General features: G+C 64.9%; 20 protein-coding genes. 4 read left to right on the top strand and 16 right to left on the bottom strand.

Annotated elements, in window-relative coordinates:
- Positions 1-13 precede the first annotated feature (13 nt).
- Positions 14-1,849 carry an IlvD/Edd family dehydratase gene (locus GA0071312_RS14880; RefSeq protein ID WP_074445597.1) on the top strand — a complete coding sequence of 612 codons (1,836 nt, stop codon included), beginning with the start codon at positions 14-16 and terminating at the stop codon, positions 1,847-1,849.
- 42 nt (positions 1,850-1,891) lie between these two features.
- On the opposite strand, the gene GA0071312_RS14885 is transcribed toward GA0071312_RS14880, so the two are convergent.
- The 9 genes from GA0071312_RS14885 to GA0071312_RS14925 all read right to left on the bottom strand — a co-directional run bounded on the left by GA0071312_RS14885 (position 1,892) and on the right by GA0071312_RS14925 (position 11,152).
- Positions 1,892-2,602 (bottom strand): L,D-transpeptidase, encoded by a 711-nt coding sequence (locus GA0071312_RS14885; RefSeq protein ID WP_074445598.1) that lies wholly within the window; start codon positions 2,600-2,602, stop codon positions 1,892-1,894.
- Positions 2,603-2,751: 149 nt separating this feature from the next.
- The gene (locus GA0071312_RS14890; RefSeq protein ID WP_074445599.1) at positions 2,752-3,555 is read right to left on the bottom strand and encodes a hypothetical protein; all 804 of its coding nucleotides are present in this window, start codon (positions 3,553-3,555) and stop codon (positions 2,752-2,754) included.
- The gene (locus GA0071312_RS14895) at positions 3,548-5,287 is read right to left on the bottom strand and encodes a thiamine pyrophosphate-binding protein (protein WP_074445600.1); all 1,740 of its coding nucleotides are present in this window, start codon (positions 5,285-5,287) and stop codon (positions 3,548-3,550) included. The genes GA0071312_RS14890 and GA0071312_RS14895 overlap by 8 nt, the downstream gene beginning before the upstream one ends.
- An 18-nt stretch (positions 5,288-5,305) precedes the next feature.
- Positions 5,306-6,607 carry a TRAP transporter large permease gene (locus GA0071312_RS14900; protein ID WP_074445601.1) on the bottom strand — a complete coding sequence of 434 codons (1,302 nt, stop codon included), beginning with the start codon at positions 6,605-6,607 and terminating at the stop codon, positions 5,306-5,308.
- A gap of 7 nt (positions 6,608-6,614) precedes the next feature.
- Positions 6,615-7,145 carry a TRAP transporter small permease gene (locus GA0071312_RS14905; RefSeq protein WP_083204597.1) on the bottom strand — a complete coding sequence of 177 codons (531 nt, stop codon included), beginning with the start codon at positions 7,143-7,145 and terminating at the stop codon, positions 6,615-6,617.
- A gap of 102 nt (positions 7,146-7,247) precedes the next feature.
- Positions 7,248-8,267: a DctP family TRAP transporter solute-binding subunit gene (locus tag GA0071312_RS14910; RefSeq protein ID WP_074445602.1), complete on the bottom strand. Its 1,020-nt coding sequence runs from the start codon at positions 8,265-8,267 to the stop codon at positions 7,248-7,250.
- A 49-nt stretch (positions 8,268-8,316) separates the two neighbouring features.
- Positions 8,317-9,303 (bottom strand): alpha-ketoacid dehydrogenase subunit beta, encoded by a 987-nt coding sequence (locus GA0071312_RS14915; RefSeq protein ID WP_074445603.1) that lies wholly within the window; start codon positions 9,301-9,303, stop codon positions 8,317-8,319.
- The gene (locus tag GA0071312_RS14920; RefSeq protein WP_238947238.1) at positions 9,300-10,322 is read right to left on the bottom strand and encodes a thiamine pyrophosphate-dependent dehydrogenase E1 component subunit alpha; all 1,023 of its coding nucleotides are present in this window, start codon (positions 10,320-10,322) and stop codon (positions 9,300-9,302) included. Before GA0071312_RS14920 ends, GA0071312_RS14915 begins: the two co-directional genes overlap by 4 nt.
- Positions 10,319-11,152 (bottom strand): IclR family transcriptional regulator, encoded by an 834-nt coding sequence (locus GA0071312_RS14925; RefSeq protein ID WP_074445604.1) that lies wholly within the window; start codon positions 11,150-11,152, stop codon positions 10,319-10,321. Before GA0071312_RS14925 ends, GA0071312_RS14920 begins: the two co-directional genes overlap by 4 nt.
- A gap of 204 nt (positions 11,153-11,356) precedes the next feature.
- On the opposite strand from GA0071312_RS14925, the gene GA0071312_RS14930 reads away from it, so the two are divergent.
- Positions 11,357-12,163, top strand: coding sequence for a ChbG/HpnK family deacetylase (locus tag GA0071312_RS14930; protein ID WP_074445605.1), 807 nt, complete (start codon positions 11,357-11,359; stop codon positions 12,161-12,163).
- Between the two features lie 57 nt (positions 12,164-12,220).
- Here the strand turns inward: GA0071312_RS14930 and sfsA are convergent, their stop codons facing one another.
- Positions 12,221-12,937, bottom strand: coding sequence for a DNA/RNA nuclease SfsA (gene sfsA / locus GA0071312_RS14935; RefSeq protein WP_074445606.1), 717 nt, complete (start codon positions 12,935-12,937; stop codon positions 12,221-12,223).
- Positions 12,938-13,140: 203 nt separating this feature from the next.
- On the opposite strand from sfsA, the gene GA0071312_RS14940 reads away from it, so the two are divergent.
- Positions 13,141-14,208 (top strand): DUF3179 domain-containing protein, encoded by a 1,068-nt coding sequence (locus GA0071312_RS14940; protein WP_238947239.1) that lies wholly within the window; start codon positions 13,141-13,143, stop codon positions 14,206-14,208.
- Positions 14,209-14,303: 95 nt separating this feature from the next.
- Here GA0071312_RS14940 and GA0071312_RS14945 read toward each other — a convergent pair whose 3' ends face one another.
- The 4 genes from GA0071312_RS14945 to GA0071312_RS14960 all read right to left on the bottom strand — a co-directional run bounded on the left by GA0071312_RS14945 (position 14,304) and on the right by GA0071312_RS14960 (position 20,744).
- Positions 14,304-15,572, bottom strand: coding sequence for a L,D-transpeptidase family protein (locus GA0071312_RS14945; protein WP_074445607.1), 1,269 nt, complete (start codon positions 15,570-15,572; stop codon positions 14,304-14,306).
- Positions 15,573-15,863: 291 nt separating this feature from the next.
- Complete coding sequence (locus GA0071312_RS14950; RefSeq protein WP_074445608.1) at positions 15,864-17,057, bottom strand: osmoprotectant NAGGN system M42 family peptidase; 1,194 nt, start codon at positions 17,055-17,057, stop codon at positions 15,864-15,866.
- Positions 17,045-18,835, bottom strand: a complete 1,791-nt coding sequence (gene ngg / locus GA0071312_RS14955) for an N-acetylglutaminylglutamine synthetase (RefSeq protein WP_083204599.1) — start codon at positions 18,833-18,835, stop codon at positions 17,045-17,047. Before ngg ends, GA0071312_RS14950 begins: the two co-directional genes overlap by 13 nt.
- Before the next feature lie 133 nt (positions 18,836-18,968).
- Positions 18,969-20,744, bottom strand: coding sequence for an N-acetylglutaminylglutamine amidotransferase (locus GA0071312_RS14960; RefSeq protein ID WP_074445609.1), 1,776 nt, complete (start codon positions 20,742-20,744; stop codon positions 18,969-18,971).
- 223 nt (positions 20,745-20,967) lie between these two features.
- Here GA0071312_RS14960 and GA0071312_RS14965 point away from each other — a divergent pair, with 223 nt between their 5' ends.
- A complete protein-coding gene (locus GA0071312_RS14965) occupies positions 20,968-21,426 on the top strand; it encodes a MarR family winged helix-turn-helix transcriptional regulator (RefSeq protein WP_074445610.1) in 459 nt (152 codons plus the stop codon).
- 20 nt (positions 21,427-21,446) lie between these two features.
- On the opposite strand, the gene GA0071312_RS14970 is transcribed toward GA0071312_RS14965, so the two are convergent.
- Together GA0071312_RS14970 and hydA are read right to left on the bottom strand one after the other, a co-directional pair.
- A complete protein-coding gene (locus tag GA0071312_RS14970) occupies positions 21,447-22,607 on the bottom strand; it encodes a hypothetical protein (protein ID WP_074445611.1) in 1,161 nt (386 codons plus the stop codon).
- Between the two features lie 115 nt (positions 22,608-22,722).
- Complete coding sequence (hydA, locus tag GA0071312_RS14975) at positions 22,723-24,144, bottom strand: dihydropyrimidinase (RefSeq protein ID WP_074445612.1); 1,422 nt, start codon at positions 24,142-24,144, stop codon at positions 22,723-22,725.
- Between the last annotated feature and the right edge of the window lie 4 nt (positions 24,145-24,148).

A 24,148-nucleotide genomic window follows, 5' to 3' on the forward strand; every position in this document is an offset into this window, starting at 1 on the left:
GAGGAGATGCGGAATGTTCAAGAGCGCTTCGGACGATCAGAAATCAAGCCGTGCGAAGGTGATCACGCCGGAGCAGCTGCGCTCGCGGCTATGGTTCGACAATCCGGACAATCCGGGCATGACCGCGCTCTATATCGAGCGCTATCTCAATTACGGCCTCACCGGCGAGGAATTGCAGGGCGGCAAGCCGATCATCGGCATCGCCCAGACGGGCTCGGACCTCTCACCCTGCAACCGTCATCATACCGATCTGGCCAAGCGGGTACGCGAGGGCATTGCCGCAGCGGGCGGTGTCGCGTTCGAATTTCCCTGCCATCCGATCCAGGAAACGGGCAAGCGTCCCACCGCGATGCTGGACCGCAACCTCTCCTATCTCTCGCTGGTGGAAGTGCTCTACGGCTACCCGCTCGACGGCGTGGTGCTGCTCACCGGCTGCGACAAGACGACTCCCGCCCTGCTGATGGCGGCGGCGACGGTGAACATCCCCGCGATCAATCTCAATGTCGGCCCAATGCTCAACGGCTGGATGAACGGCGAACGCGTCGGCTCGGGCACCGTGGTCTGGAAGGCACGCGAGCGTCACGCGGCCGGCGAGATCGATTACGAGGAATTCCTCGAAATCGTTCGCAGTTCCGCACCTTCGAACGGCCATTGCAACACAATGGGCACGGCCTCCACCATGAATGCGCTCGCCGAGGCGCTCGGCATGAGCCTGCCCGGACAGGCGGCAATTCCGGCCCCTTATCGTGAGCGCGGCCAGGCGTCCTATGATACCGGAAAGCGGATCGTGGAAATGGTCTGGGAGGATCTCAAACCCTCCGACATCCTCACCCGTGAGGCGTTCGAGAATGCCGTCGTTGCCTGCTCCGCCATCGGCGGCTCGACCAATGCGCCGATCCACCTCAACGCCATTGCGCGCCATATGGGCGTGCCGCTTTCATGTGATGACTGGGAGAAGGTCGGCTTCGACATCCCGCTGCTCGTCAACGTGCAGCCTGCGGGCGACTATCTGGCCGAGGAATATTACCGCGCTGGCGGCCTGCCTGCGGTGATGGCGGAACTGATCGCGCAGGGCAGGATTCATGAAGACGCGCTGACGGCGAATGGCCGCACCGCCGGCGAGAATTATCGCGAGCGCTTCACCTGGGATCGCGACGTGATCCGCCCCTATGACGATCCGATGCGCGAGCAGGCAGGCTTCCTCAATCTCAAGGGCACCCTGTTCGATTCGGCCATCATGAAGACCAGCGTGATCTCGCCCGAATTCCAGAAGCGCTATCTCGACGATCCACAGGATCCCGATGCCTTCGAGGGCAAGGTCGCGGTGTTCGACGGGCCGGAGGATTATCACGACCGCATTGATGATCCGTCTCTCGGCATCGACGAGAATACGCTCCTCATCATGCGCGGCACCGGGCCGATAGGCTATCCGGGCGCGGCGGAAGTGGTCAACATGCAGCCGCCGGGGGAACTGATCCGCCGCGGCGTGTTCTCCCTTCCCTGCATCGGCGATGGACGCCAATCCGGCACATCCGGGACGCCCTCGATCCTGAACGCATCACCGGAAGCCGCAGTCGGCGGCGGGCTCGCCCTGTTGCAGAGCGGCGACCGCATCCGCATCGATCTGCGCAAGCGCAGCGCCGATATTCTGATTTCGAGCGAGGAACTGGAGCGTCGCCGCGCCGATCTCGCGGCGCGCGGCGGCTACCCGTATCCGGCCAGCCAGACCCCGTGGCAGGAGATCCAGCGCGCGATGGTCGACCAGCTCTCGGAAGGCATGGTGCTCAAGCCGGCGGTGAAATATCAGCGGATCGCCCAGAGTCAGGGCGCACCGCGCGACAACCACTGAACCGAAAATGGAACCGGCCCGCCCCATCTGCGGGCCGGAAGCTCAGACCAGCGCCTCGCGCGTGCGATGAGCTGCGCCATCGGTCAGCACCATCACCCGCGTGCCGATCGGTACACGCCGATGCAGATCGATGATGTCCTGATTGAACAGGCGGATGCAGCCCGACGAGACGGATTGTCCGATCGACCAGGGTTCATTCGTGCCGTGAATCCGGTAGAGCGTATCGCGACCGTTCTTGAACAGATAGAGCGCGCGGGCACCCAGCGGATTGTCGAGCCCGCCCTCCTGGCCACCGGCGAAGGGGCCGTAGCGCTCCGGCTCGCGACGGATCATGTTCTGCGTCGGCGTCCAACGGGGCCATTCCGCCTTTCGCGCGATAACCGCATCGCCCTGATAATCGAAGCCGGCCTTGCCTACGCCGCAGCCATAGCGCAAGGCGCGTCCGTTTTCACGGACGAGATAGAGGAAGCGGCGTGACGGGTCGACGACAATTTCCCCCGGCGATTCCGGCCCCGTGAATTCCACCTCCTGACGCAGGAAGCGTGGGTCGACCTGTGCCACGTCGATGGCGGGAACCGGGAACGGCTCGTCGTGGATCGCGCTGTACATGGATGCATAGAACGGATCAACGACATTCGCGGCCTCGACCGACGGTGGCGCCGAACGACCGCCGGAAGCACAAGCGGCAAGGGTCAGCGGCAGGCCCGCCAGGAAGACGCGACGGGTGAGTTGGGAAGCGCGGAACTGGGACATGACATCCTTTTGGCAAAAGACAACAACGGCTCAAGCTACAATGCCTCAATAGAGGCAAAGTCGCGCCGTTTCCGCTGACTTCTGCGTGAGCGTTAATCCTGTGATGAGAATGCAACAGGATGGTTTATGTTCCGTAACCACACTTTCCGCTACGGCATTGCGGCAAGCCGGATCACGCAATCGTGTAGTTTCTCGCCGATCCTCACGCCCCATGAGAGGGCTGCGGGGTTGGCCGCCGAGACGGTGCCGTCCTCGAATGTGGAGCGGGCATCCCCGATTCGCGCCGATGCAGCGGAAACCGTCACTGCGGCGATGCCGCGCCCCTGCAATGCCGGCAATCGCGAGACGCCCACGCCGCCGCCAGCATCGTTGAAAGCGGCGAAAGCGGCGTCGAATTTGAGCGCATTCATCGGATTATCGCCGAACAGGGCGCCGTGCGAGCCCGTGATGACGATCTGCCCCGCATCGCGCGGCGCGACCAGTGAGGCCGAATCGATCAGGACGACGCGCCGATGGGCGCCCTCCGGAACGATTTCCTCACGCGCCTCGCTTACCGTCTCGACGTCTCCATCCGGGATCGGTGCGGCGGCGAGCAGGCGGGCTGCCTGGGTGCAGCCCTGCCCGGCCTTTACGCCGCAGCCAGCGGCGAGTTCATTCACATGCGAGACGATGCCGTGCTGCACCATCGCCGCCGCGTCGCCGATATCGGCGCTGCGATGGTCGATGGCCGCCGCCGCCATGCCGTGTGCGTCGAGCCAGGCGAGGCCGCCGATCCCGGCCTCGTCGCGCCCCACGCCGGCATCGTTGAAGATCGCCGCGCGGCATCCCGCCTTGCGGGCGAGCCAGGCGGCATAGACGCCGCCATGCGACCCCGTCACCACCACCGCCTCGGCAGCTTCCGGGCCGAGGCGGGTGATGCTGTCGGCGAGGATCGGGGCATCCGGCTCACGCAACGCGGTCGCCCTTCTTCACCTTCACCGCGCGATTATCGGCGGCGGGCAGCATCTTCGCCGGATCGCGGGTGACGATCACGTCGAGCACCGTCGGGCGACCACCCTCGGCCAGGGCCTCGCGCAAGGCGCCGGCGAGCTGGCCCGGCTCCTCGACGCGGATGCCCCGGCAGCCCAGTGCCTGCGCCGCATCGGCGTAATTCGTCTCGGCGAGATCGGAGGATTGGTAGGCCCCCTCCCCGTACATCAGATGCTGCAACGCCTTCACATAGCCGGAAGCGGCATTGTTGACGACGATGATCACCGGCGAGAGCCCCATCCGGCGCGCCGTCTCGAGCTCACCCAGTACCATGTTGAAGCCGCCATCGCCCGTCAGTGCCACGACCTGGCGATCGGGCGCGGCGAGGCTCGCGCCGATGGCGCCGGGCAGGCCATAGCCGATCGACGCGAAACCGCGATCAGGCACGAAACCGCGCCCGGCCTTCTTTGAATCGTAGAGCAGACCGCCCCAATGCGCGGCGAAACCGCCATCGGCAATCAGGATCGCGTCATCGGCGAGAATATTATTGAGCTCGCCCATGAGCCTGCCCATGCCCACCGGCGTCTCCTCGCTTTCCAGCCGCTCACGCGCGCTCTCGCGCCAGGCTGCCATGCGGACCGGCACCTGCGCGCACCAGTCGGCACGCGACGCGGCGTTCGAGCCGAGCGCCTTCATCGCCGCGTCGAGATCCGCAATGCCGGCCTTGACGTCTCCCCAGAGCGGCACGGTCGGCGCGTAGGTGCGCCCGATTTCCTCGGCCACGCATTCGAGATGGATGAGCACCTTGCCCGGCTCGGGCACCGTGTAACGCTTCGTGGCGATCTCGCCGAGCTTGCAGCCGATCACCAGCAGGCAATCGCTTTCGCTGATCATGGCATTGGCGATGCGGTCATAGCGCCCGAACAGCCCCGCCGAGAGATCGCTGGTGCAGGCGATGGCGCCCTTGCCGCTGAGCGTATGCGCTACCGGAATGCCATGCGCCTCGGCGAAGGCCTGGAGTTCCGTGGCGGCCTGCGAGATATGCACGCCGCCGCCAGCCAGGATCAGAGGCTTCTCCGCCTTGGCGAGCAACGCTGCCGCCTTGGCCAGATCATCCGCATCAGGCCGCGCGCGCAGGGCGGGTGCCGCCTGATAGCGCTCATCGGCGACGAGCGCTTCCGAGTCGAAGGGATGGCTGTCATGGCAGATGTCTTCCGGCACGATCACCACGACCGGCCCCGGGCGCCCCGTCGTCGCTACCATGAAGGCGCGACGCACAAGCTCTGGCAGCCGCTCGATCATCTCGACGCGGATCACCTCCTTCGAGGCCGGGCGCAGGATATCGGCCTGATGGGCCTCCTGGGTCATGTTTTTCCAGGAATGGGCGCGGTGCGTATCGCCGACGATCGCCACGATCGGCGAACCGGCATTGAGCGCTTCGACCAGCCCCGTGACAAGGTTGGTCGCGCCGGGTCCGAGCGTGGCATCGACGAGTCCGACCCGGCCCGAAACCTTGGCATAGGCATCCGCCGCGAAGACGCCGCAGCGCTCGTCATTGATCAGCGTATGGCGCAGCCCGAGCCGGCGCGCGGCATCGTAGAAGGGCAGGAGCTGGAAGCCGCCCATGCCGTACATCGGTCCCGCACCGTGTGCCATCAGCATCCGGGCGAGCGCCTCGCCACCCGTCATTTCATTGGCGCGATCCTGATCGCTCATGATGTCCTCGTTTCTTTGTTATGTGATGCGATAACCGAGCACTCTGGGCAGCCAGAGCGCGATTTCCGGGAAGGCGAGCACGAGCGCGAGCGCGCCGCCCATCGAGAGCAGCAGCCAGCCGACCCAGCGGAAGGTACTCTCCAGCGGAATCCCGGCAATGCGCGCCGTCACCATCAGGTTGACGGCGACAGGGGGCGTGAACTGACCCATGGCAATGTTGATCGCCATCACCACGCCGAACCAGACGAACGACCATTCGAAGGCCTGCACGACCGGCACCAGCAACGGCAGGGTGATCAGATAGATCGACACCCCGTCGAGCACCATGCCCGCGAGCAGCAGCACACCCATGATCAGCAGCAGGATGATCCAGGGATTGTCGCTGATGGTCAGGATCAACTGCGCCGTATTGCGGAAGGCGCCCATGGTCGAGCCGGCCCAGGCGAAGATGCCGGCAAGCGAGATGATCAGCATCAGTACGCCGGAGATCTTCGCGCTCTCCACCAGCACCTGGTAGATGTCGCGAAAACCCATGGTGCGATACAGCGCCGTACCGACGAGCAGCCCGTAGAACACGGCCACCACCGCCGTCTCGGTCGGCGTGAAGAGACCGCTGCGCAAGCCGCCGAGAATGATCACCGGCGCCATCAATCCCGGCAGCGCCTGCCACAGGGCCGGCCAGAAAGCCGGTCGGTCCGGGCTTTCATCGGCGCCAAAATCATGCTTGCGCGAAAGAATCAGCGTCGGAATCGCGATGGACAGGCCAACCAGAAGGCCGGGGATCAGACCGGCGGCGAAGAGCGCACGCAGATCGGTTTCCGGCACCAGCACCGAATAGACGATCAGCGCGATCGAGGGCGGGATCAGGATCGCGGTCGAGGCGGAGGCCGCGATGACGCTGGCGGAAAACGGCTTCGGATAGCCCGCCTTCATCATCGAAGGCAGCATCACGGTCGCCACCGCCGCCGCATCGGCCGGGCCGGAGCCCGACATGCCGCCCATGATCAGGCAGACCAGCACGGCCACCAGCGCCAGCCCGCCCCGTCGCGGACCGATACAGGCCTGCGCAAAGCTGACGAGACGTGCCGCCACGCCGGAGCGCTCGAACACCATGCCCGTCAGGATGAAGAGCGGAATGGCGATCAGCGGATATTTCGCCACCGCATTGTAGGTGTTGGTGCCGAGCGTCCCGAGCGCCGCCGTGTCGAGTCCGACGGCGATCCCGATCACACCGCCGATGCCGAGCGCCACCGCAATCGGCGTACCGATCAGCATCAGGATGATGAAGGTCAGGAGCAGCAGGATGTTCGCGTCGATCATGACCGCCTCACACGCTGCCGGCACGGCGGATCAGGCGGTCATAACCCCGCCCGAGAACCCGCAGGATGATGGCGATGGAGAGAATCGGCAGCCAGATCGTGTAGAGCCAGACGGAATTACCGAGGCCCGGTGACGTCTCGCCCCAGAACCACTCGTCATAGGTTACCCGCGCACCGTAATAGACGATCATCGCAAACATGATCGTGGTGACGAGGACCGTGACCAGTTCACACAGCCAGCGCAGCGGGCGCGGCATGCGCTGCAGGAAGAACGTGATGCGGATATGCTCGTTGCTGGCGAAGGCGGCCGACGCGCCGACAAAGGTCATGAAGGCCAGCAGCACCACCGAGAATTCCTCGGTGAAGGCGAATGAGATGTTGGTGAAGTAGCGCGCCAGCACGTTGCCAATGGAGATCAGGCAGATCAGCGCCATGGCTGCGGCACCGAGCGCCTCCTCGATCTTGACGGACACGATGACGTGGTCCGCGCCCGTATCCGGGCTCTGTGGCGTGTGCGGAATATCGCGGTCGTCGCTCATCACGGATGGCTCCGGTCGGCGGGTGGGACGTTGTCGGGAAACAGCGCGGGGGTCGGACCGCGCCACACGGCGCGGCCCGTCTTGCAGGCGTTCAGCCGCAGATCAGCGATTGGCGATGGATTCTTCCGCCATATCGACGATCTCGGCACCGATGCGCTCACGCCATTCCTCGTAGACGGGGCGCGTCGCATCGATGAAGGCCTGACGCTCTTCATCCGTCAGGCTGACGATGTCGACGCCGTAGCCCCGGATCTCCTCGATCAGGCTCTGGTCGTCATCGGTGAGACCCGCACGCGCCACCTCGATACCATGCGCGCCGGCCTCGATCGCCGCTTCGCGCACGATCTCCTGATCCTCCGGCGTGAAGGAATCCCAGACTTCCTGATTGACCGCGAAGATCAGCGGGTCGGCCAGATAGCGCCACAGGGTCACATTGGTCTGGCCCAGCTCGTGCATGTTGAGCACCGAGTAGATGGTCAGCGGGTTCTCCTGCCCGTCGACCGCACCGGTCGTCAGCGCGGGCTGTGCGTCAGCCCAGCTCATCTGCGTCGGATTTGCGCCCAGCGCAGTGAAGATGTCGTTGAAGATCGGCGAGCCGACCACGCGCATCTTCAGCCCGTCCATGTCCTCCGGGGTGCGGATCGGGCGCTGCGAGTTCGTCACCTCGCGGAAACCGTTCTCCGCCCAGGCCAGAGGCACGACGCCGTTTTCCTGGATCAGCTCGAAGATCCGCTCGCCGACCGGACCCTGCGTCAGCGCATCGAGCGCCTCGTAATCGGGCATCAGGAAGGGCAGCGAGAAGACGTTCAGCTCGGCGATCTGCGGTGACCAGTTGATGGTGGAACCCACCGCCATGTCGATCACGCCACGGCGCATGGCCGTGAATTCACGCGTCTGCTCGCCTTGGACGAGCTGCGCGCCGGGATAGATCTGCATGGTGATGCGCCCATCCGTGCGCTCGGCCACGAGCTCGGCCCAGCGCTCGGCCGCAATACCCCAGGGGAATGGCGCGGGCACGACGGTCGAGACGCGGTATTCGTCCTTGTATTGGGCCGCGACGGGGGCGGCACCCAGGATTGCGACAGCCGTTGCGGCTGCCATGAGTGACTTGACCAGTTTCATTGTTTTCTCCTCCCTAGTGTTGCCGACGACCCAGCGGGCAGCCGGCGCATCAGGATGCGGTAACGGGCAGGCAGAGCGCCGTTGCCGCATCGATGATCTTCTCGCACGTCACCCGCGCCGCGTCTTCGAGCGGGGGTGCGTAGGCAATCGGAATGCGTGGCGCGCCAAGCCGCTGCACAGGCGCCTTCAGGCGATGATGCAGCTCTTGCGCGACCGTCGCCGCGATCTCGGCGCCGAAGCCGGACACCGCGACCGCCTCATGCGCCACGATCAGCCGCCCGGTCTTCTCGACCGAGGCGAAGACGCGGTCGCGATCCCAGGGCCAGAGCGTGCGCAGATCAATGATTTCCGCATCGATCCCCTGCTCTTCCAGCGCCTGCGCAGCCGCGACACAGGTATGGCGCGTCGCCGACCAGGTGACGAGCGTGAGATCGCGCCCCTCGCGCACGATCTCGGCTTCGCCGAGCGGCACCAGATGCTCGCCGTCGGGCACCGCGCCTTCGAGCGGCCAGAGATGCTTGTGCTCGAGATAGACCACCGGGTCGTCGTTGCGGATGGCGCTCTTCAGCAGGCCGAGATTATCCGCCGGCGTCGCCGGGGCGACGACCACGAGGCCCGGAATATGCGTGTACCAGGATTCGAGTGATTGCGAATGCTGCGCCGCCGACGAGCGCCACATCCCCATCGGCTCGCGCACCACCATCGGCACACGCATCTGCCCGCCAAACATGAAGCGCGCCTTCGCCGCCTGGTTGATGAGTTCGTCGATGGCGCACAGGGCAAAATCCGAAAAGCGCATCTCAACGATGGGTCGCGTCCCCGTCATCGCCGCGCCCACCGCAGCGCCCATGATGCAGGCTTCCGAAATCGGCGTATCGGCGATGCGCGCGGGACCGAATTCGTCGATCAGCCCCTTGTATTGCCCGAACACGCCACCGCGCCCGAGATCCTCACCGAGTGCCCAGACGCTCGCGTCGCGCTGCATTTCCTCGCGTACCGCACGCGTGCCGGCTTCGAGATAGTTGATGGTGCTCATGAAAAGGCCCTCACCTGCGGATCGCCGCAATCCTGCACGTCGCGATAGGCGCCGGCGACATCCGGCCAGGCCGTGTCACGCGCCGTGGCATAGACCTCCTCCATCTCCGCATAGGCCTTTGTCCTGGCCTCTTCGAGCCGCGCGGCGCTCACCCCGGCCAGCCGCAGCGCTTCGCCGAGCCGCGCGATCGGATCGCGCTCACGCCAGCTCTCCACTTCCGCCTGATCACGGTAGCCGGCGGGATCGACCGCCGTATGGCCGGTCATGCGGTAGGTCTTGCAATGCAGGAATTGCGGCCCCTCCCCCGCATGAAGCGCAGCCAGGGCGGTACGCGTCGCGGCATCCACGGCGAGAATATCGTTGCCGTCCACACTCCGGGCCGGCAGGCCGAGGCTCTGCGCCCGCGCCGCCGCACCCGGTCCCGCCGTCATCACCCCGGTATGGGTGGTGGCGGAGAAGTTGTTGTCCTCGCAAACGAAAAGCACCGGCAGATCGAAGACCTTGGCCCAGTTCAGCCCCTCCAGGAACGGCCCGCGATTGATCGCGCCATCACCGAAGATGCAGACCACGACGCGCTTCTCGCCGCGCAGCTTCAGCGCATGCGCCGCCCCGGCGGCGATGGTGATATTGGCCGCGACAACACCATTGGCACCCAGCATGCCGACATCGAAATCCGCGATATGCATCGAGCCGCCCTTGCCGCCGCAAGTGCCGCCGTCGCGCCCGAACAATTCCCGCATCATGGCGAGCGCATCGGCGCCCTTGGCCAAAGTATGGCCGTGGCCGCGATGGGTGGAGAGCAGCAGATCAGCGCGCTCCATGTTGCAGCAGATCCCCGCCGCGCAGGCCTCCTGCCCGATCGAGGGATGGATCGCGCCGAGCACGAGCTTCTCGTCGAGGGAGCGCACGGCGAGTTCCTCGAAGGCGCGGATGCGCCACATCATATCGAGCATCGCGGTGAAGCGATCGGTATCCAGATTGGCGCCGGCCTCTCCCGCCACCGCTTGCAGTGTCGTCACGCGACATCCTCCCTGATTCGTGTCCGGCGCGTTCGCGCCCCCGGTTCGTCAGGCCCCAGCGCCGCATGCGTCAGAGCTGTTGAGAGTTCCCGCGCTTCTTCTTGCAGAAGCGCCACCAGTTCCGCGAGCCGCTTGCCGGCAAACCGCTCGCGAATCGCGGCAATCGACAGAGCCGCCAGCACCCGCCCCGCATCATCGATGACCGGCACGCCGATCGCGCTCATGGCGGAGACGATATTGCCGTCATTGAAGGCGTATCCCTGCGCCCGGGCCTGGGTGATCAGTGTGTGCAGGGTGGTGTCGTCGAAGGCGGCGTAGTCGCGTCGCGCATGAGCGTTGGTGCGGATGACACGGGTGATCTCCGCTTCGCTCTCGAAGGCGAGCAGCGCCAGCGATCCCGCACCGATCCCCAGCGGGCGCCGGTCGCCGACATCCAGCGTGAGCGTGCGGATCGGGAACGAGCCCGTACAACGATCGACGCAGATTGCCTCGTCCCCGTCGCGCACCGAGAGATAGACCGTGTCCCCCGTTTCTGCGGCAAGGCGCACGAGGCTCGGTCGTGCAAGATCCACAACGTGGAAAGCGCGCGCCGAGGCGCCCAGCGCGAACAGTGCGTAGCCGAGACGGTAACGCTTTTCCTGATCGTCGAAATCAACGAAACCGACCTCGGCGAGGGCGCCGAGCAGGCGATGCACCGTGGCCTTGCCGAGTTCCGTCGCCGCCGCGACATCGGTCAGGCGTGAACCATCGGCCGACCCTGCGGCAAGCGCTCGCAGCACCAGCGCGGCGCGCCCGATGGTCTTGACGGATGAGACCTGCGCCTCGGCCACGTCATTTCCTCCCTGATGGAGCGTTGCCCGCCCCTTGTTCCATTCCGTGGAATTTTGCTTAGGCTAGTTTGGAACACATGGCTGCGTCAAGCTGTCCCGCAGCGGAAGATCCGATTCGCTCTCTGCCGCAGACACACCCGTGGTGCATTCAAGGCGATATACTATCGTGGGACGATCGAGAGGCGATTCGCAACGAGGGACACTGTGGCATCCGCATCGCCGACCAGGCTGATCATCTGCGCGCATGAATTTGGTCTGAGCGCCGGCATCTGCCATGCGATTCTCGACCTGATCGACATGCGGCGCGTCTCCGCCGTGGCGGTGCTTGCAACCGGGACCCAGTGGCGGGTGCAGGGGCCGGCGCTGATGGCGCAGCACGATGCAGCCGGGATCGGCCTGATGCTGGAGCCTGGCTGTGCGCGCAGCCCCCTCGCGGCGGTGTCATACCTTCTGCGCACGCCGCGCGCTGAACTTGCTCGCGACTTCGCCCGCCAGATCGCCGCCTTCCACGATGTTGCCGGGCGCGCCCCGGATTTCATCACGGGCCGCTTCGGCTTCCATAGCTGGCCGATGGGGCGGGGGGCGCTCTTCCTTGCGCTGGAGCGTCTGCAGATCGCCGGCCTCTGGCTCTGCGACCCGACGGAGCGGGCGGGCGCGATCATGCGGCGCGGGCGCGCGAAATGGCAGGCAGGCGCCGCATCGGCGCTGGCGACGGGCTTTCGCCATCAGGCGTCGCGACGCGGCTATCCCGTCAATCGCGGCTTTTCCGGCTTCGTGCAGAACACGAAAACCTACCCTGTCTGGCATGATTTCGAACGCTTTTGCCAATATCCCGGCCCCGCGCCGATGGTCACCTGCCGCCCGGGCTATCCCGATGATGCGCACGCGCCCGACGATCCGCTGGCCGATCGTCGGATGCGTGAACTGATGTATCTCTCCTCGACCCGCTTCGCCGACATGCTGGATCTTCTGACGCTTCGCCTGGTGCGCGATCCGCGCGAGACGATCTGAGTGCGCGATCCGCGCGAGACGATCTGAGTGCGCGATCCGCGCGAGACGACCTGAGGCCTACTGCATCACGGTGATCGGCTCGGCGATCGTGATCGCCTCCGGCGTCACATCGCAGCGATATGCGTGGATCTCGACTCCCGCCTCCCGCGCCGCGTGACAGGCTGCTGCATAGGCGGGATCGAGATCGGCGGCGACCGCGAAGCGCTCGGCCTGCATCTGCACCACATAGACGAGGGCTGCGCGTGCGCCCTGCGCGCACATGGCGGCGAGCTCGCGCATGTGGCGGGCCGAGCGCGCCGCCTTGCAATCGGGGAATTCCGCGAGCCCGTCCGCGCGCATCAGATGCACGTTCTTGACCTCGAGATAGCAGGGCGCACGCCCCTCCCCGCTCAGCAGGAAATCGACCCGGCTTGCCTCGCCGTAACGCACTTCCGGGCGCACATGCGCGTAATCGCGAAACGGCGCCAGCGCCCCGGCAGCGAGCGCCTCGGCGACGAGCCGGTTGGGCTGCGCGGTATTCACCCCGACGAGCCGGGCCGCACCGCCATGCATCGGCGCCGCCTCCACGATCTCCCAGGAATAGGGCAGCTTGCGTTTGGGATTGTCGCTGCGCGACAGGAAGACCCGCGCCCCTTCCGCTTCGAGCCCGAGCATCGCACCGGGATTGGCCACATGCGCCGTGATCTCGCTTCCGTCATCGAGGCTGATATCGGCCAGAAAGCGCTTGTAGCGACGCAGCAGGCGCCCGCTGACGAGGGGTTTTTCGAATTTCATGGCGGACACTGTCCCTGAAGGCGCACGATGCGGTGCGTGACAGCCGGTGCCTCGCGGCGAGGCGCAAGTCAAGCCGGGCCGGTGCACCGCAGGACAGGCGCCCGCGTTTTGGAAACGTGCCTGCGCACGTTTTCGTGAGCGGTGAAACGCTTCCCCCGTCGCGACGAATGGTCCCCATAGAGCCTGAATGCGGGAGTCCGATCATGCATCACCGTAGCGTCCAGCCGATGCGCTTCACCACCATGCGCCGCCTCGCGATCGCCGCAGGCCTCCTTGCAGCCGTAACCTGCGCGACAATCACCGCAGCATCCGCCGATCCGGTCGCGTGGGAGGCCGCCGGCTGGAACACCGATTTCAGCCGCACGGAAGTTCCATTCTCCGAGATCATCCCCGGCGGTCCGCCCAAGGACGGTATTCCCGCGATTGACGATCCGGTCTTCGTCACGGCGCGCGAGGCCGATCGCTTCTCCGAGCGCGAACCGGTCATCGAGATCATGGTCGAGGGATTGCCGCCGCGCGCCTATCCGCTCAGCGTGCTGATCTGGCACGAAATCGTCAACGACACGATCGACGCACGCCCGCTGGCGATCACCTATTGTCCGCTCTGCAATTCGGCCATGGTATTCGAACGCGTGCTCGACGGCGAGCCGGTGGAATTCGGCACCACGGGCCTCCTGCGCAATTCGGATCTCGTCATGTATGATCGCAGGACGGAGAGCTGGTGGCAGCAATTCACCGGCGAGGCCATCGTCGGCCGGCATGCGGGCGACCGCCTCGTGATGGTGCCCTCGCGCACCGTCGCCTTCGCGGATTTTCGCGCGCGCCATCCCGATGGCGATGTCCTCGTGCCGAATGACTGGAGCGCCCGCGCCTATGGCCGCAACCCCTATACGGGCTATGACGGGCGCAGCGGCCCCTACCCGCTCTATACCGGCGCCCTGCCGGCAAACATGGAGCCGATGGCGCGTGTGATCGTCGTGCGTGATGGCACGGATGTACGCACCATGGTCACGCTCGCACATCTGCGCAACGAGGGTGAGATCATCGTCGACGATACGCGTCTGACCTGGCGGGAGGGTGTCGCTTCGGTCCTCGACAGCGCCAGCATCGGCGATGGCCGCGAGGTCGGCGCGATCGCCGTTCGCAACACCGGCGACGACGCGCCGCTCGTCCACGACATCACCTTCGCCTTCGTCGTGCAGGCCTTTCACCCCGAGCTTCCGGTCCTGACCGGTGACGGCTGGGTTGAACTCGAGCCCGATTCCCGCTGAACCATGAAAAATGGCCCGCCGGGATGGCGGGCCAGTCGGGTCTCGATACGGCTTCAACGCGGCAGGCGACCAGGCGATCGCGCAGCTTGAAGAAATCAATGGACGGGCATCGCCTCGCCCGGTGCGCTGGCGACAGGCACGCCCTGGATGTCGTCGCGCTCGTAAATATCATCGCGGAAATTCACCGTCCCGTCAGGCGTTACCCATGCCGTGATGTAGGTCCAGTAGACATTCACCGGGCTTGACAGGCGCGCATCCAGGCGCTCGCCGGAGCGGAAAGCATCGTCGATCGCACCGCGATCCCAGCCGTCGGTTTCCGCAAGCAGGAACGTGACGAAGTCACGCACGCTCTGAACGCGCACGCAGCCGGAGGAGACGAAGCGGAAATCCTCGCCGAAAAGACCGCGCGACGGCGTATCATGCATGTAGACACCGTGCGGGTTAGGAATATTGATCCGCACGAAACCCATCGAATTCAGGTCGCCGCCCGGATCCTGACGGAACATGTAGCGCGTCCCCTCGTCCGTATTCCAGTCGATATTGCTCGGATCAAGTTCCTCGCCCTGATAGGTGAAGACACGGATCTTGTGATCGGTCAGATAATCCGGGTCCTCACGCATTTTCGGAATGAGGTCCTTGCGGATGATCGAAACCGGCACCGTCCAGTAGGGGTTGAAGTTGATCTCGACAATGCGTGAATTGAAAATCGGCGACTGCCGGTCGATCATGCCGACACCAGCCGCATGGCGTCCGACCACCTCACCTTGCGCCACACTCTCGACGCTGGCCGAGGGAATATTGGTGATGACGTAGCGATCACCCAGATTGCCGGAATAGGAACGCAGCCGCGTGACGTTCAATTCGAGTTGCTGCAGGCGCACGTCAGCCGGCACGTTCAGCGCAGCGACGGTCGAGCCGTTCAGCGCGCCCGTTGGCGTGAGGCCGTGACGGGCCTGGAAGCTGCGCACGGCGGCCTCGACGAAGGAATCGAATGTCTGCGATCCGCCAGCGCTGCGATCGAGATCACCACTGATGATGAGGCGCTGGCGCAGCTGCGCTACCGCTTCGCCGGTAGAGCCCATACGCAGACGCTCATCCGCGATCCGGCCCCAGCCGCCGCGCGCGACGATATCGCGATAGCGATCAACCATCGACTCTGTCGCCGCAAGCGTTTCAGGAGACAGTATCGGCGTTGCCGAGCGTGCCACGCGGGTGCGTGAGACCGCTTCGTAATTCTGCACCCACTCGGCCTGCGAGCCGAAGGCAAGGTTCTGGGCAGAAGCGGATTGGGTGAACCCGGCACCGCCGAAAGCCAGCGCGGCTGCTGCGACGCAGCCAGTCAGAAGGAATGCGCGGAAGGACATGATCGAGGGCACTTCGTCTACCGTGTTGACGCAACGCTCCGGAAGAGGAACGCTGGCGAGGATGAAGGATCGTCCTTAACGAAGGATGAGCGACCCTGATCAAGTATGACCGTTTGGGCACTTTTATGGCAATTCACGAAGCCGTGGGGATTCCCGCGACGCTGTGCCTTCAATACCACAGATCCGGTCGCCCATAATGTGCTGCCCTGGATTTGCCGACAGAAGGTCACGGCGCCATGGCGACCTCGTTGGCACCATGGCGACCTCGTTGGCGACGCATCACCAGCCGCCTCAGACGCCGCCAGCGCTCTGGTTGACCTCTTCCTCGACGAGATGCTCGACCTCTTCGAGGATACCATCGACATCTGCCGCCGACATGGGCTGGCGGGTGAAGCCGCCGAGCCCCTTCTTGATCTCGTGCACGTCGCGGGTGATCTCGACCGGGCTGCCGACATAGGCGGTCATCAGTTCCGCCAGCGAGCGCAGGGCATGCATGTGGATGCGCTCGTAGCCGTGCGAGGCATCCACGCCGAAGGTGATCAGCGCCGCGCGCACGTCATGGCCCGCAACAACCGCAGAGGCCGAATCCGAACGGTAATGGCGGAACACGTCCTTCTGGTAGCGGATGTCGTTGTCCTTGCACAATTTGGCGAGTTTCTGCGTGAGATGGAAATCGAACGGCCCGGTCTGGTCCGCCATGGCGAGGGTCACGCCGAACTCGTCGGAATTCTGTCCCGGCGCCGTGGTGCCGTTATCGACCGAGACGATGGCGGCGACGTCATGCGTCAGCGCCGCCGAGGCCCCGACGCCCACTTCCTCGGCGATGGTGAACAGCCAGTGGATATCAACCGGCGGCTTCTCGCCTTCCTCGACCATCGCCTTGAGCGCCGCCATCATCGCGGCAGTTCCCGCCTTGTTGTCGAGATGGCGCGAGACGATGTAACCGTTATCGAGGAATTCGGGCCCCGGGTCGATGGCCACGATATCGCCCACATCGATGCCCAGACGCTGCAGGTCACGCTTGTCGCGCGACATGGCGTCGACGCGCAATTCGACATGCGGCCAGCCGATCGGGGCCGTGTCCACTTCCTCGTTGAAGCGGTGCCCCGACGCCTTCAGCGGCAGGATCGAGCCGCGATAGGCCCCTTTGTCGGAGAAGATGGTGGCACGCGCACCTTCGGCGAAGCGCGCTGACCAATGGCCGATCGAGACGAGTTCGAGCCGCCCGTTATCCTTGAGCTGCATCACCTGCGCGCCGAGCGTGTCGAGGTGGGAAACGAGGGCACGGGCGGGGCGCTTCTCGTATCCCGGCAGAATGGCGCGGATCACACCGCGCCGAGTCAGTTCGTAACCCAGCCCGAGCTTCTCGATCTCCTGGCAGACATGTCTGACGATGCTGTCGGTGTAACCGGTGGGGGAAGGAATCGCGAGCAGGTTGGCCAGCCGCTCGCGCAGATAATCGGTGTCGATCGTCAGTCGCTGCATTTGTCCTTGCGTTCCAGATAGGCCGCCTGGCGCACGGCGGCCGGGATGGAGAGCGGAAAGAGCAGATCGATGAAACGCTCCGCCGTCGGCTGCGGCTCGTGATTCGCCAGACCAGGCCGCTCGTTCGCCTCGATGAAAGCATATTCAGGCTCGTAGGGCGAGGGCACCATGAAATCGATCCCCGTGACGGGAATGTCAATGGCCCGTGCGGCGCGGATTGCGGCATCGACCAGACGTGGATGCACATGGCTCGTCACGTCATGAATGGTGCCGCCCGTATGCAGATTGGCGGTGCGCCGCACGTTCAGGGCGGTGCCCTCCGGCAGGATCGTTTCGAAATCATGGCCCGCCGCCGCAACGGTCCGCTCCGTCTCACCATCAAGCGGGATCGACGATTCGCCCCCCGTTGCGGCCATGCGCCGCCGGCTCTGGCGCTCGATCAGTTCACGAATGGTCGTCGCACCGTCACCCACGATCTGAGCCGGACGGCGCACCGCTGCCGCGACGAGCCGGAAATCGATCACCACGAGGCGCAGATCCTCGCCGGTGACGCATTGCTCGATCAGCACACGGTCACAATAATTGCGCGCGTCTTCGACGGCTGCTTCGAGCTCGTTCATGGTCTCGACACCGACGGCGATCCCCCGCCCCTGCTCGCCGCGCGCCGGCTTGACGACGACGCTGCCATGGCGTTCGAGGAATTCACGCATCGCCTGCTTATCCCCGGCGACGAGCTGCTCGGGGACCGTGACGCCAGCGCGCTCCACCATACGCCGCGTGACGGCCTTGTCGTCGCAGATCGACATGGCGACGGCACTGGTGAGTTCGCTCAGCGCCTCGCGGCAATGGATCGAACGCCCGCCATAGAACAGCCGGAAGAAGCCGCCTTCCGCATCGGTGACCTCGACATCGATGCCGCGTCGGCGTGCCTCGTCGACGATGATGCGGGCATAGGGGTTGAGCTCCGCCTCCGGGCCGGGACCGGCGAAGAGTTTTTCGTTGATGAAGTTCTTGCGCTTGAGCGTGAAGAAGGGCACCCGCTCGAAGCCGAGTTTTTCGTAGAGCGCGATCGCGTGCTCATTGTCATGCATCACCGAAAGATCCATGAAGGCCGCGCCGCGCGCCTTGAAATGCTCGGCGAGATGGCGGACCAGCCATTCTCCGATGCGCGGCGGCATGGCCTGCGGATCAACCGCAAGGCACCAGAGCGACGAGCCGTGCTCCGGGTCGCCGAAGGCATGATAATGGTCCACGCCGGTGACCGTGCCGATGATCTGGCCGGTCGCCTCGTCTTCGGCGACGAAATAGGTGATCGCCCGGCTGTCGCGCTTCGACCAGAAGAATTCCGGCGGAACCGGCACCATGTGGCGCGCGGCATAGATCCGGTTGACGGCCTCGGCATCCGAGGCGGAGGATAGCCGGCGAATGAAGAAGCCGCCCGGTCGGCGCCGCGAGGTGCGATAGCGCGACAGGTGCAGCCGGAAGGTATGTGAAGGATCGAGAAACATCTCCTGCGGCGCACTCGCCAGCGCCACATGCGGATCCTGCACATAGACGGCGATATCACGCCGGTCCGGGCGTTCTCCGCGCATCGCTTCCACGAGTTCCTCGTGATCGTCGAATGTCTGCCCGAAGAGCAGGCGCCCCCAACCGCAATCGACGATCGCGTTCGGTTGCGGGGTATGGCTTTGATCCGGCTCGGCATAGGCAGGCTGGCGGCGCTGATCGCGCTCCTGCCGCAGCGAGCGTTCCGACCTGGTTGAGCGCGTTCTGGTCATTGTGACCCTCTCGTCAGGGGCTTGATCTTATCGCGAAATCAGGGTTGTGCGAGGCGATTTTTCACGCGGGTCCACCCCACCCTTGTTCCCTCCCGTGAGGGTAGGGAAACCGGACACTCGCTGCATTTTCCGCTCAAAGATCATGCTGCTGCAGCCACATTTCGAGCAGCGCCACCTGCCACAATTCCGAGCCGCGCAGCGGTGTGATGGCGCTGGTGGGGTCCGCAAAGAGGCGATCGAGGTAATCCTGGTTGAACAGGCCGCGTTCGCGCGCCTTCTGCGAGGTGAGCGAGTCGCGCACCATGTCCAGCGTCGGGCCCTGGATGTATTTCAGCGCAGGCACCGGGAAATAGCCCTTGGGCCGGTCAATCACCTCGCTCGGGATGACCTTGCGTGACGCTTCCTTCAGCACACCCTTGCCGCCATGGGCGAGATGGTGGCGCGACGGAATGCGGGCAGCGAGCTCGGCAAGCTCGTAATCCAGAAACGGCACGCGCGCTTCCAGGCCCCAGGCCATGGTCATGTTGTCGACCCGCTTCACGGGGTCATCGACCAGCATCACATTGGCATCGAGACGCAGGGCCTTGTCGACCGGATCGTCGGCGCCCGGCATGGCGAAATGATTCTCGACGAAGGCCCGCACCTCGTCACGGTCGGCATGCCAGTGCGGCGCCACATGCTGGCGCATCACCGTGTTCGAGCGGTCGAAGAAGGCGTTGGCGTAATCCTCGACGGGATCGTTGGAATTGGTCAGCTTGGGATACCAGTGATAGCCCGCGAAGACCTCGTCCGCGCCCTGGCCGGACTGCACCACCTTCACATGCCTGGCCACCTCGCGGCTGAGCAGGTAGAAGCCGACATTGTCATAGGAGACCATCGGTTCCGACTGCGCGCGGATCGTCGCGGGAAGCGCCTCCAGCATGTCGGCGGAGGGGATCATCATTCGGGCGTGATCCGTCTCGAAGCGCTCGGCGATGAGATCGGAATAGACGAACTCGTCGCCCTTCTCGCCATTGGCTTCCTCGAAACCGATGGAAAAGGTCTTGAGGCCCTTCTGTCCCTGCTCGGCCAGAAGCCCGACAATCACGCTCGAATCGACACCGCCGGAAAGCAGCACGCCCACGGGCACATCGGCGACCATGCGGCGCTTGACCGCGCGACGCAGCTCGTCGAGCACCATGTCGCGCCATTCCTCGAAGGGACGCTCGGCATCCTCGGCGCTGCCGCCGTAATTCAGCTTCCAGAACTGGATATCCCTGGAGGCGCCGTCCTTCTCGATCACGCGCAGGGTGGCAGGCGGGAGCTTCCGCACGCCCTTGAGCATGGTATAGGGCGCCGGCACCACGGCGTGGAAGCTCATGTAGAATTGCAGGGCGACGGGGTCGATCGTGGTATCGACTTCACCGGTGGCGACGAGCGCCGGCAGCGAGGAGGCAAAGAACAGCCGCTTGCCCTGCTCGGCAAGGTAGAGCGGCTTGATGCCGAAACGGTCGCGCCCGAGGATGACGCGACCGCTATCCCGCTCATGGATGGCGAAGGCGAACATGCCGTTGAAGCGCTGCACGAAATCGAGGCCCCAGGCGTGATACGCCTTGAGGATCACCTCCGTGTCGCCATGCGAGAAGAAGCGATAGCCCATCCCCTGAAGCTCTTCGCGCAGCTCTGGATAATTGTAGATGCAGCCATTGAAGGCAATGCTGAGACCCAGTTCGGAATCGACCATGGGCTGCTCGGCCTTGTCCGACAGATCGATGATCTTCAGGCGGCGATGGCCGAAGCTGACGCGCCCGCGGTTGAGCATGCCACCGGAATCGGGGCCGCGCGGCACCAGGCAATCCGTCATGCGTTCGGTGATATGGGGGGAAGCCGGGCTTCCGTCAAAAGTGATTTCGCCGCAAATGCCGCACATAGCTACGTTCTGCTCTCGTCTTGTCAGCGATATCGCGCTGCCCGGCTCACCCGGACAACGCTCTGCCGATAGCTAATTCGTACACAAATCTTTACAGCACGAACAATTTGATGTCAAATGATCGTGGAGGATTCAAATGACCGACACGACGCACTCCCACGCGAGCCACCTGGTGGCGACACGACGACGGGCCTTGCCAGAAAAAAATGCCGGATTATCCGAAATGGTTCCATCGCAACATGAAGGTAACGTGGGTGATGATCTCGGCGCGCTCGTCAAGGCGATCCGCGTCATCGCGCAGGCAATCGACACGCGATCGAAGGCGATGGCGCGCCTGTCCGGTCTGACCATCCCGCAGGTCGTGGTGCTGGCCGGCATCCGCGATCTCGGCGAAGTGACCACCAACAGCCTGTCGCGCCATGTCGATCTCTCCCCCGGAACTGTGGTCGCGATCCTCGACAAGCTGGCCGAACGCGGTTTCGTCGAGCGTTATCGCTCGCCGACGGACCGGCGCATCGTGCATTCGCGGCTGACGCAGCAAGGGGCGGAGATTCTGGCGCGCGCACCCTCGCTGTTGCCTGATGATGCGGTGGATGCGATCACGCGGATGCCGCAGGACGACCGCGCCGCGCTGGTTACGGCATTCCGCAGCGTTGCGGGGCTGTTGCGCGGAATATCCTGAAGCGAAACGGCGCGGCGCGTTCAGGAAAAGCGGCGCAGCTTCTCGCGGGCGGGCAAGGCGTCGATATCGGGCAAGGGGCCGGTGGAGACATCCGCGCTGGCGGGACCCTGCGAACCGGTTTCATCAGTGTCTGCGGCGATGACATCCGCCTCTGCTTCCGGCTCGGGCGTCACATCGGCCCGCCCTTCCGTCTCGCCCTCGTGCTCATCCCCGGCCTCGATCTCGGCGAAGTCAACCATATCCGCAGCATCATCGAGATCGGGCAAGCTGGCGACGAGGCTCTGCGGGTCGGACACTGCCTCTTCAGCCTCATCGGCCTCAGCCGCAGCGATATCGGCACCCGCAGCTTCGGGGCTGACGACGAAGTCGATTTCCTCTGCGAGGCGCGGCGGCTCGGCTTCAGCACCGCGATTGAAGAAATAGGCATCAACCGGGTCGGCCATCGCATCATCGACGATCATCGTGTCGATGCCGTCCTGGCAGAGCCCGTTGAAATCCTCGAGGCTGTCGCTCAGATCGCGCTGGCGCGCCGCGCGCCCGGCATCATCCATGCCGTCCTGCGCCCCTTCACGCCCGCCATCGGCTGCCTCGCCGGTCTCGCCGTCACCCCAGATCTCGATCATGGCGTTGATGCGCCCTTCGAGGAAGCGCAGCGTGTCGACAATGCGGGTGGTGCGCTGGGCGGTCAGATCCTGGAACGAACAGGCGGTGTAGATATCCGTGGCGCGGCGGTCGAGCTCGTCGCACATCGCCTCGCTGGCGCCTTCCTCGCGCAATGTCCAGGCGGCTTCCTGGATCTGCTCGGCGGCTTCGAGAATGTCGGAGGTGGCGCGTTCCGTGGTGCGCACGATCGCGTCCAGCGCTTCGGAGGCCACGCCGAGCTCGTTGGGCTGCGCGCCCTGGGGCCGCAATGTGCTGATCTCGTGCTTGGTGCGCGAAATGGCGCGCGACATTTCGAGCAGATCCATGCGCAGGCGATCCTTCTCCTGCGCTTCGCGGTTCTGCACCATCATGCCTTCGAGGCGCGCGATCGCGCCGAGCAGCATCTGCGTGTCGGCGGCGCGGTTGCGGCGCGCATATTCCTTCAGGAACCAGCGCCCGCGCTGGGTCTCCATCACGGCACTTTCGATGGCGTCGTAATCGGCCTCGGCGACCGGAGTGAGGGCTTTCGAATCGCTCATGTCGCTGCCACCACGCCTCTTCGAATCATACTGGAACTGCGCATTGAGCCCTATAGCGCACCATAAATCCTTTATTCTTGCTTAAGACTTGCAGATGTGCAGCAGCGCATGGCCCTCAGGGCCGGGCAAATTCCGACAGGCCGCGCTCAAGGATCTGCCCCCGCCCCGGCTGGCCGGTAACAGTGCCGTCGCGGGCAACGACGTCGCCGCGGGCGATGGTCATGACCGGCCAGCCGGTGACCTCGAAACCCTCCCACGGCGTGTAATCCGCGCCGTGATGCAGGATCTCCTGCCGGATCGTCTCCTTGCGCACCGGGTCCCACAGGGCGATATCGGCGTCGAAACCCACCGCGATCGCCCCCTTGCCCGGATAGAGCCCGTAGATCCTGGCATGGTTGGTGGCGCTGAGTTCGACGAAACGCTGCAGGCTGATACGGCCCTTCGAGACCCCCTCGGAAAACAGGATCGGCAGCCGCGTCTCGACACCGGGAATGCCGTTGGGCACCCAGCGGAACGACGTGCGCCCCTTCGGATTGAGCTTGCCCTCGGTGCTGTCGTAGCGAAACGGGCAATGATCGGAGGAGAAGGTCTGGAACACGCCGGTGCGGATACCCTCCCAGATCGCATCCCAACTCTCATGATCGCGCGGAGGCGGTGAGCAAACGTATTTGGCGCCGCTCATCGCATCGCCGCCCTGCGCCGCCTGGAGGTCTTCGGCCGTCAGCGAGATATATTGCGGGCAGGTCTCGCCATAGACCTTGAGCCCGCGCTGCTGCGCCCAGCGGATCTGCTCCATCGCCTCGCGCCCCGAGACATGGACGATCATCAGCGGCACATCGACGAGTTCCGCATGGCTGATGGCGCGATGCGCCGCCTCGCGCTCCACGAGTTCGGGACGCGACGCGGCGTGGTAATACGGCGCCGTGTCGCCGGCCCGCTCCAGCTTCTCGGTCATGTAGCGGATCGCGTCATAGCCCTCCGCATGCACCATGACGAGCGCGCCCTCACGGCGGGCGACGTCGAACACGTCGAGCAGCTGGCGGTCGTTGAGGACAAGATCGTCATAGGTCATGAAGACCTTGAAGGAGGTGTAGCCGTCCTTCAGAAGTGCAGGCAGTTCCTGGCCGAGCACTTCCGGCGTCGGATCGGAAATGATCAGGTGGAAGGCCGTGTCGATGACGCAGTTTCCCTCCGCCAGCTTGCGGTATTCCTCGACACAGGCCCGCAGGCTGGTGCCGCGCTCCTGCAGCGCGAAGGGCATGACCATGGTATTCCCGCCCGCCGCCGCAGAAGCCGTGGCGGAGGCGAAATCGTCGGCCATGACGATCCCCTCCCCCTGTTTCTGGGCGATATGGACATGGCTGTCGATACCGCCGGGCAGAACCAGCAGCCCGGTCGCGTCGATCTCCTCGGCGGCATCACTGATCACATCGGCGATTGCCGCGATCTTGCCGTCGCGAATGCCGATATCGGCCTTGAACACGTCCGACGCGGTCGCGACCGTGCCGTTGCGGATGGCGAGGTCATAAGCGGCCATGGGA

Source organism: Saliniramus fredricksonii (assembly GCF_900094735.1).
In the GTDB taxonomy this organism is placed as follows: Bacteria; Pseudomonadota; Alphaproteobacteria; order Rhizobiales; family Beijerinckiaceae; genus Saliniramus; species Saliniramus fredricksonii.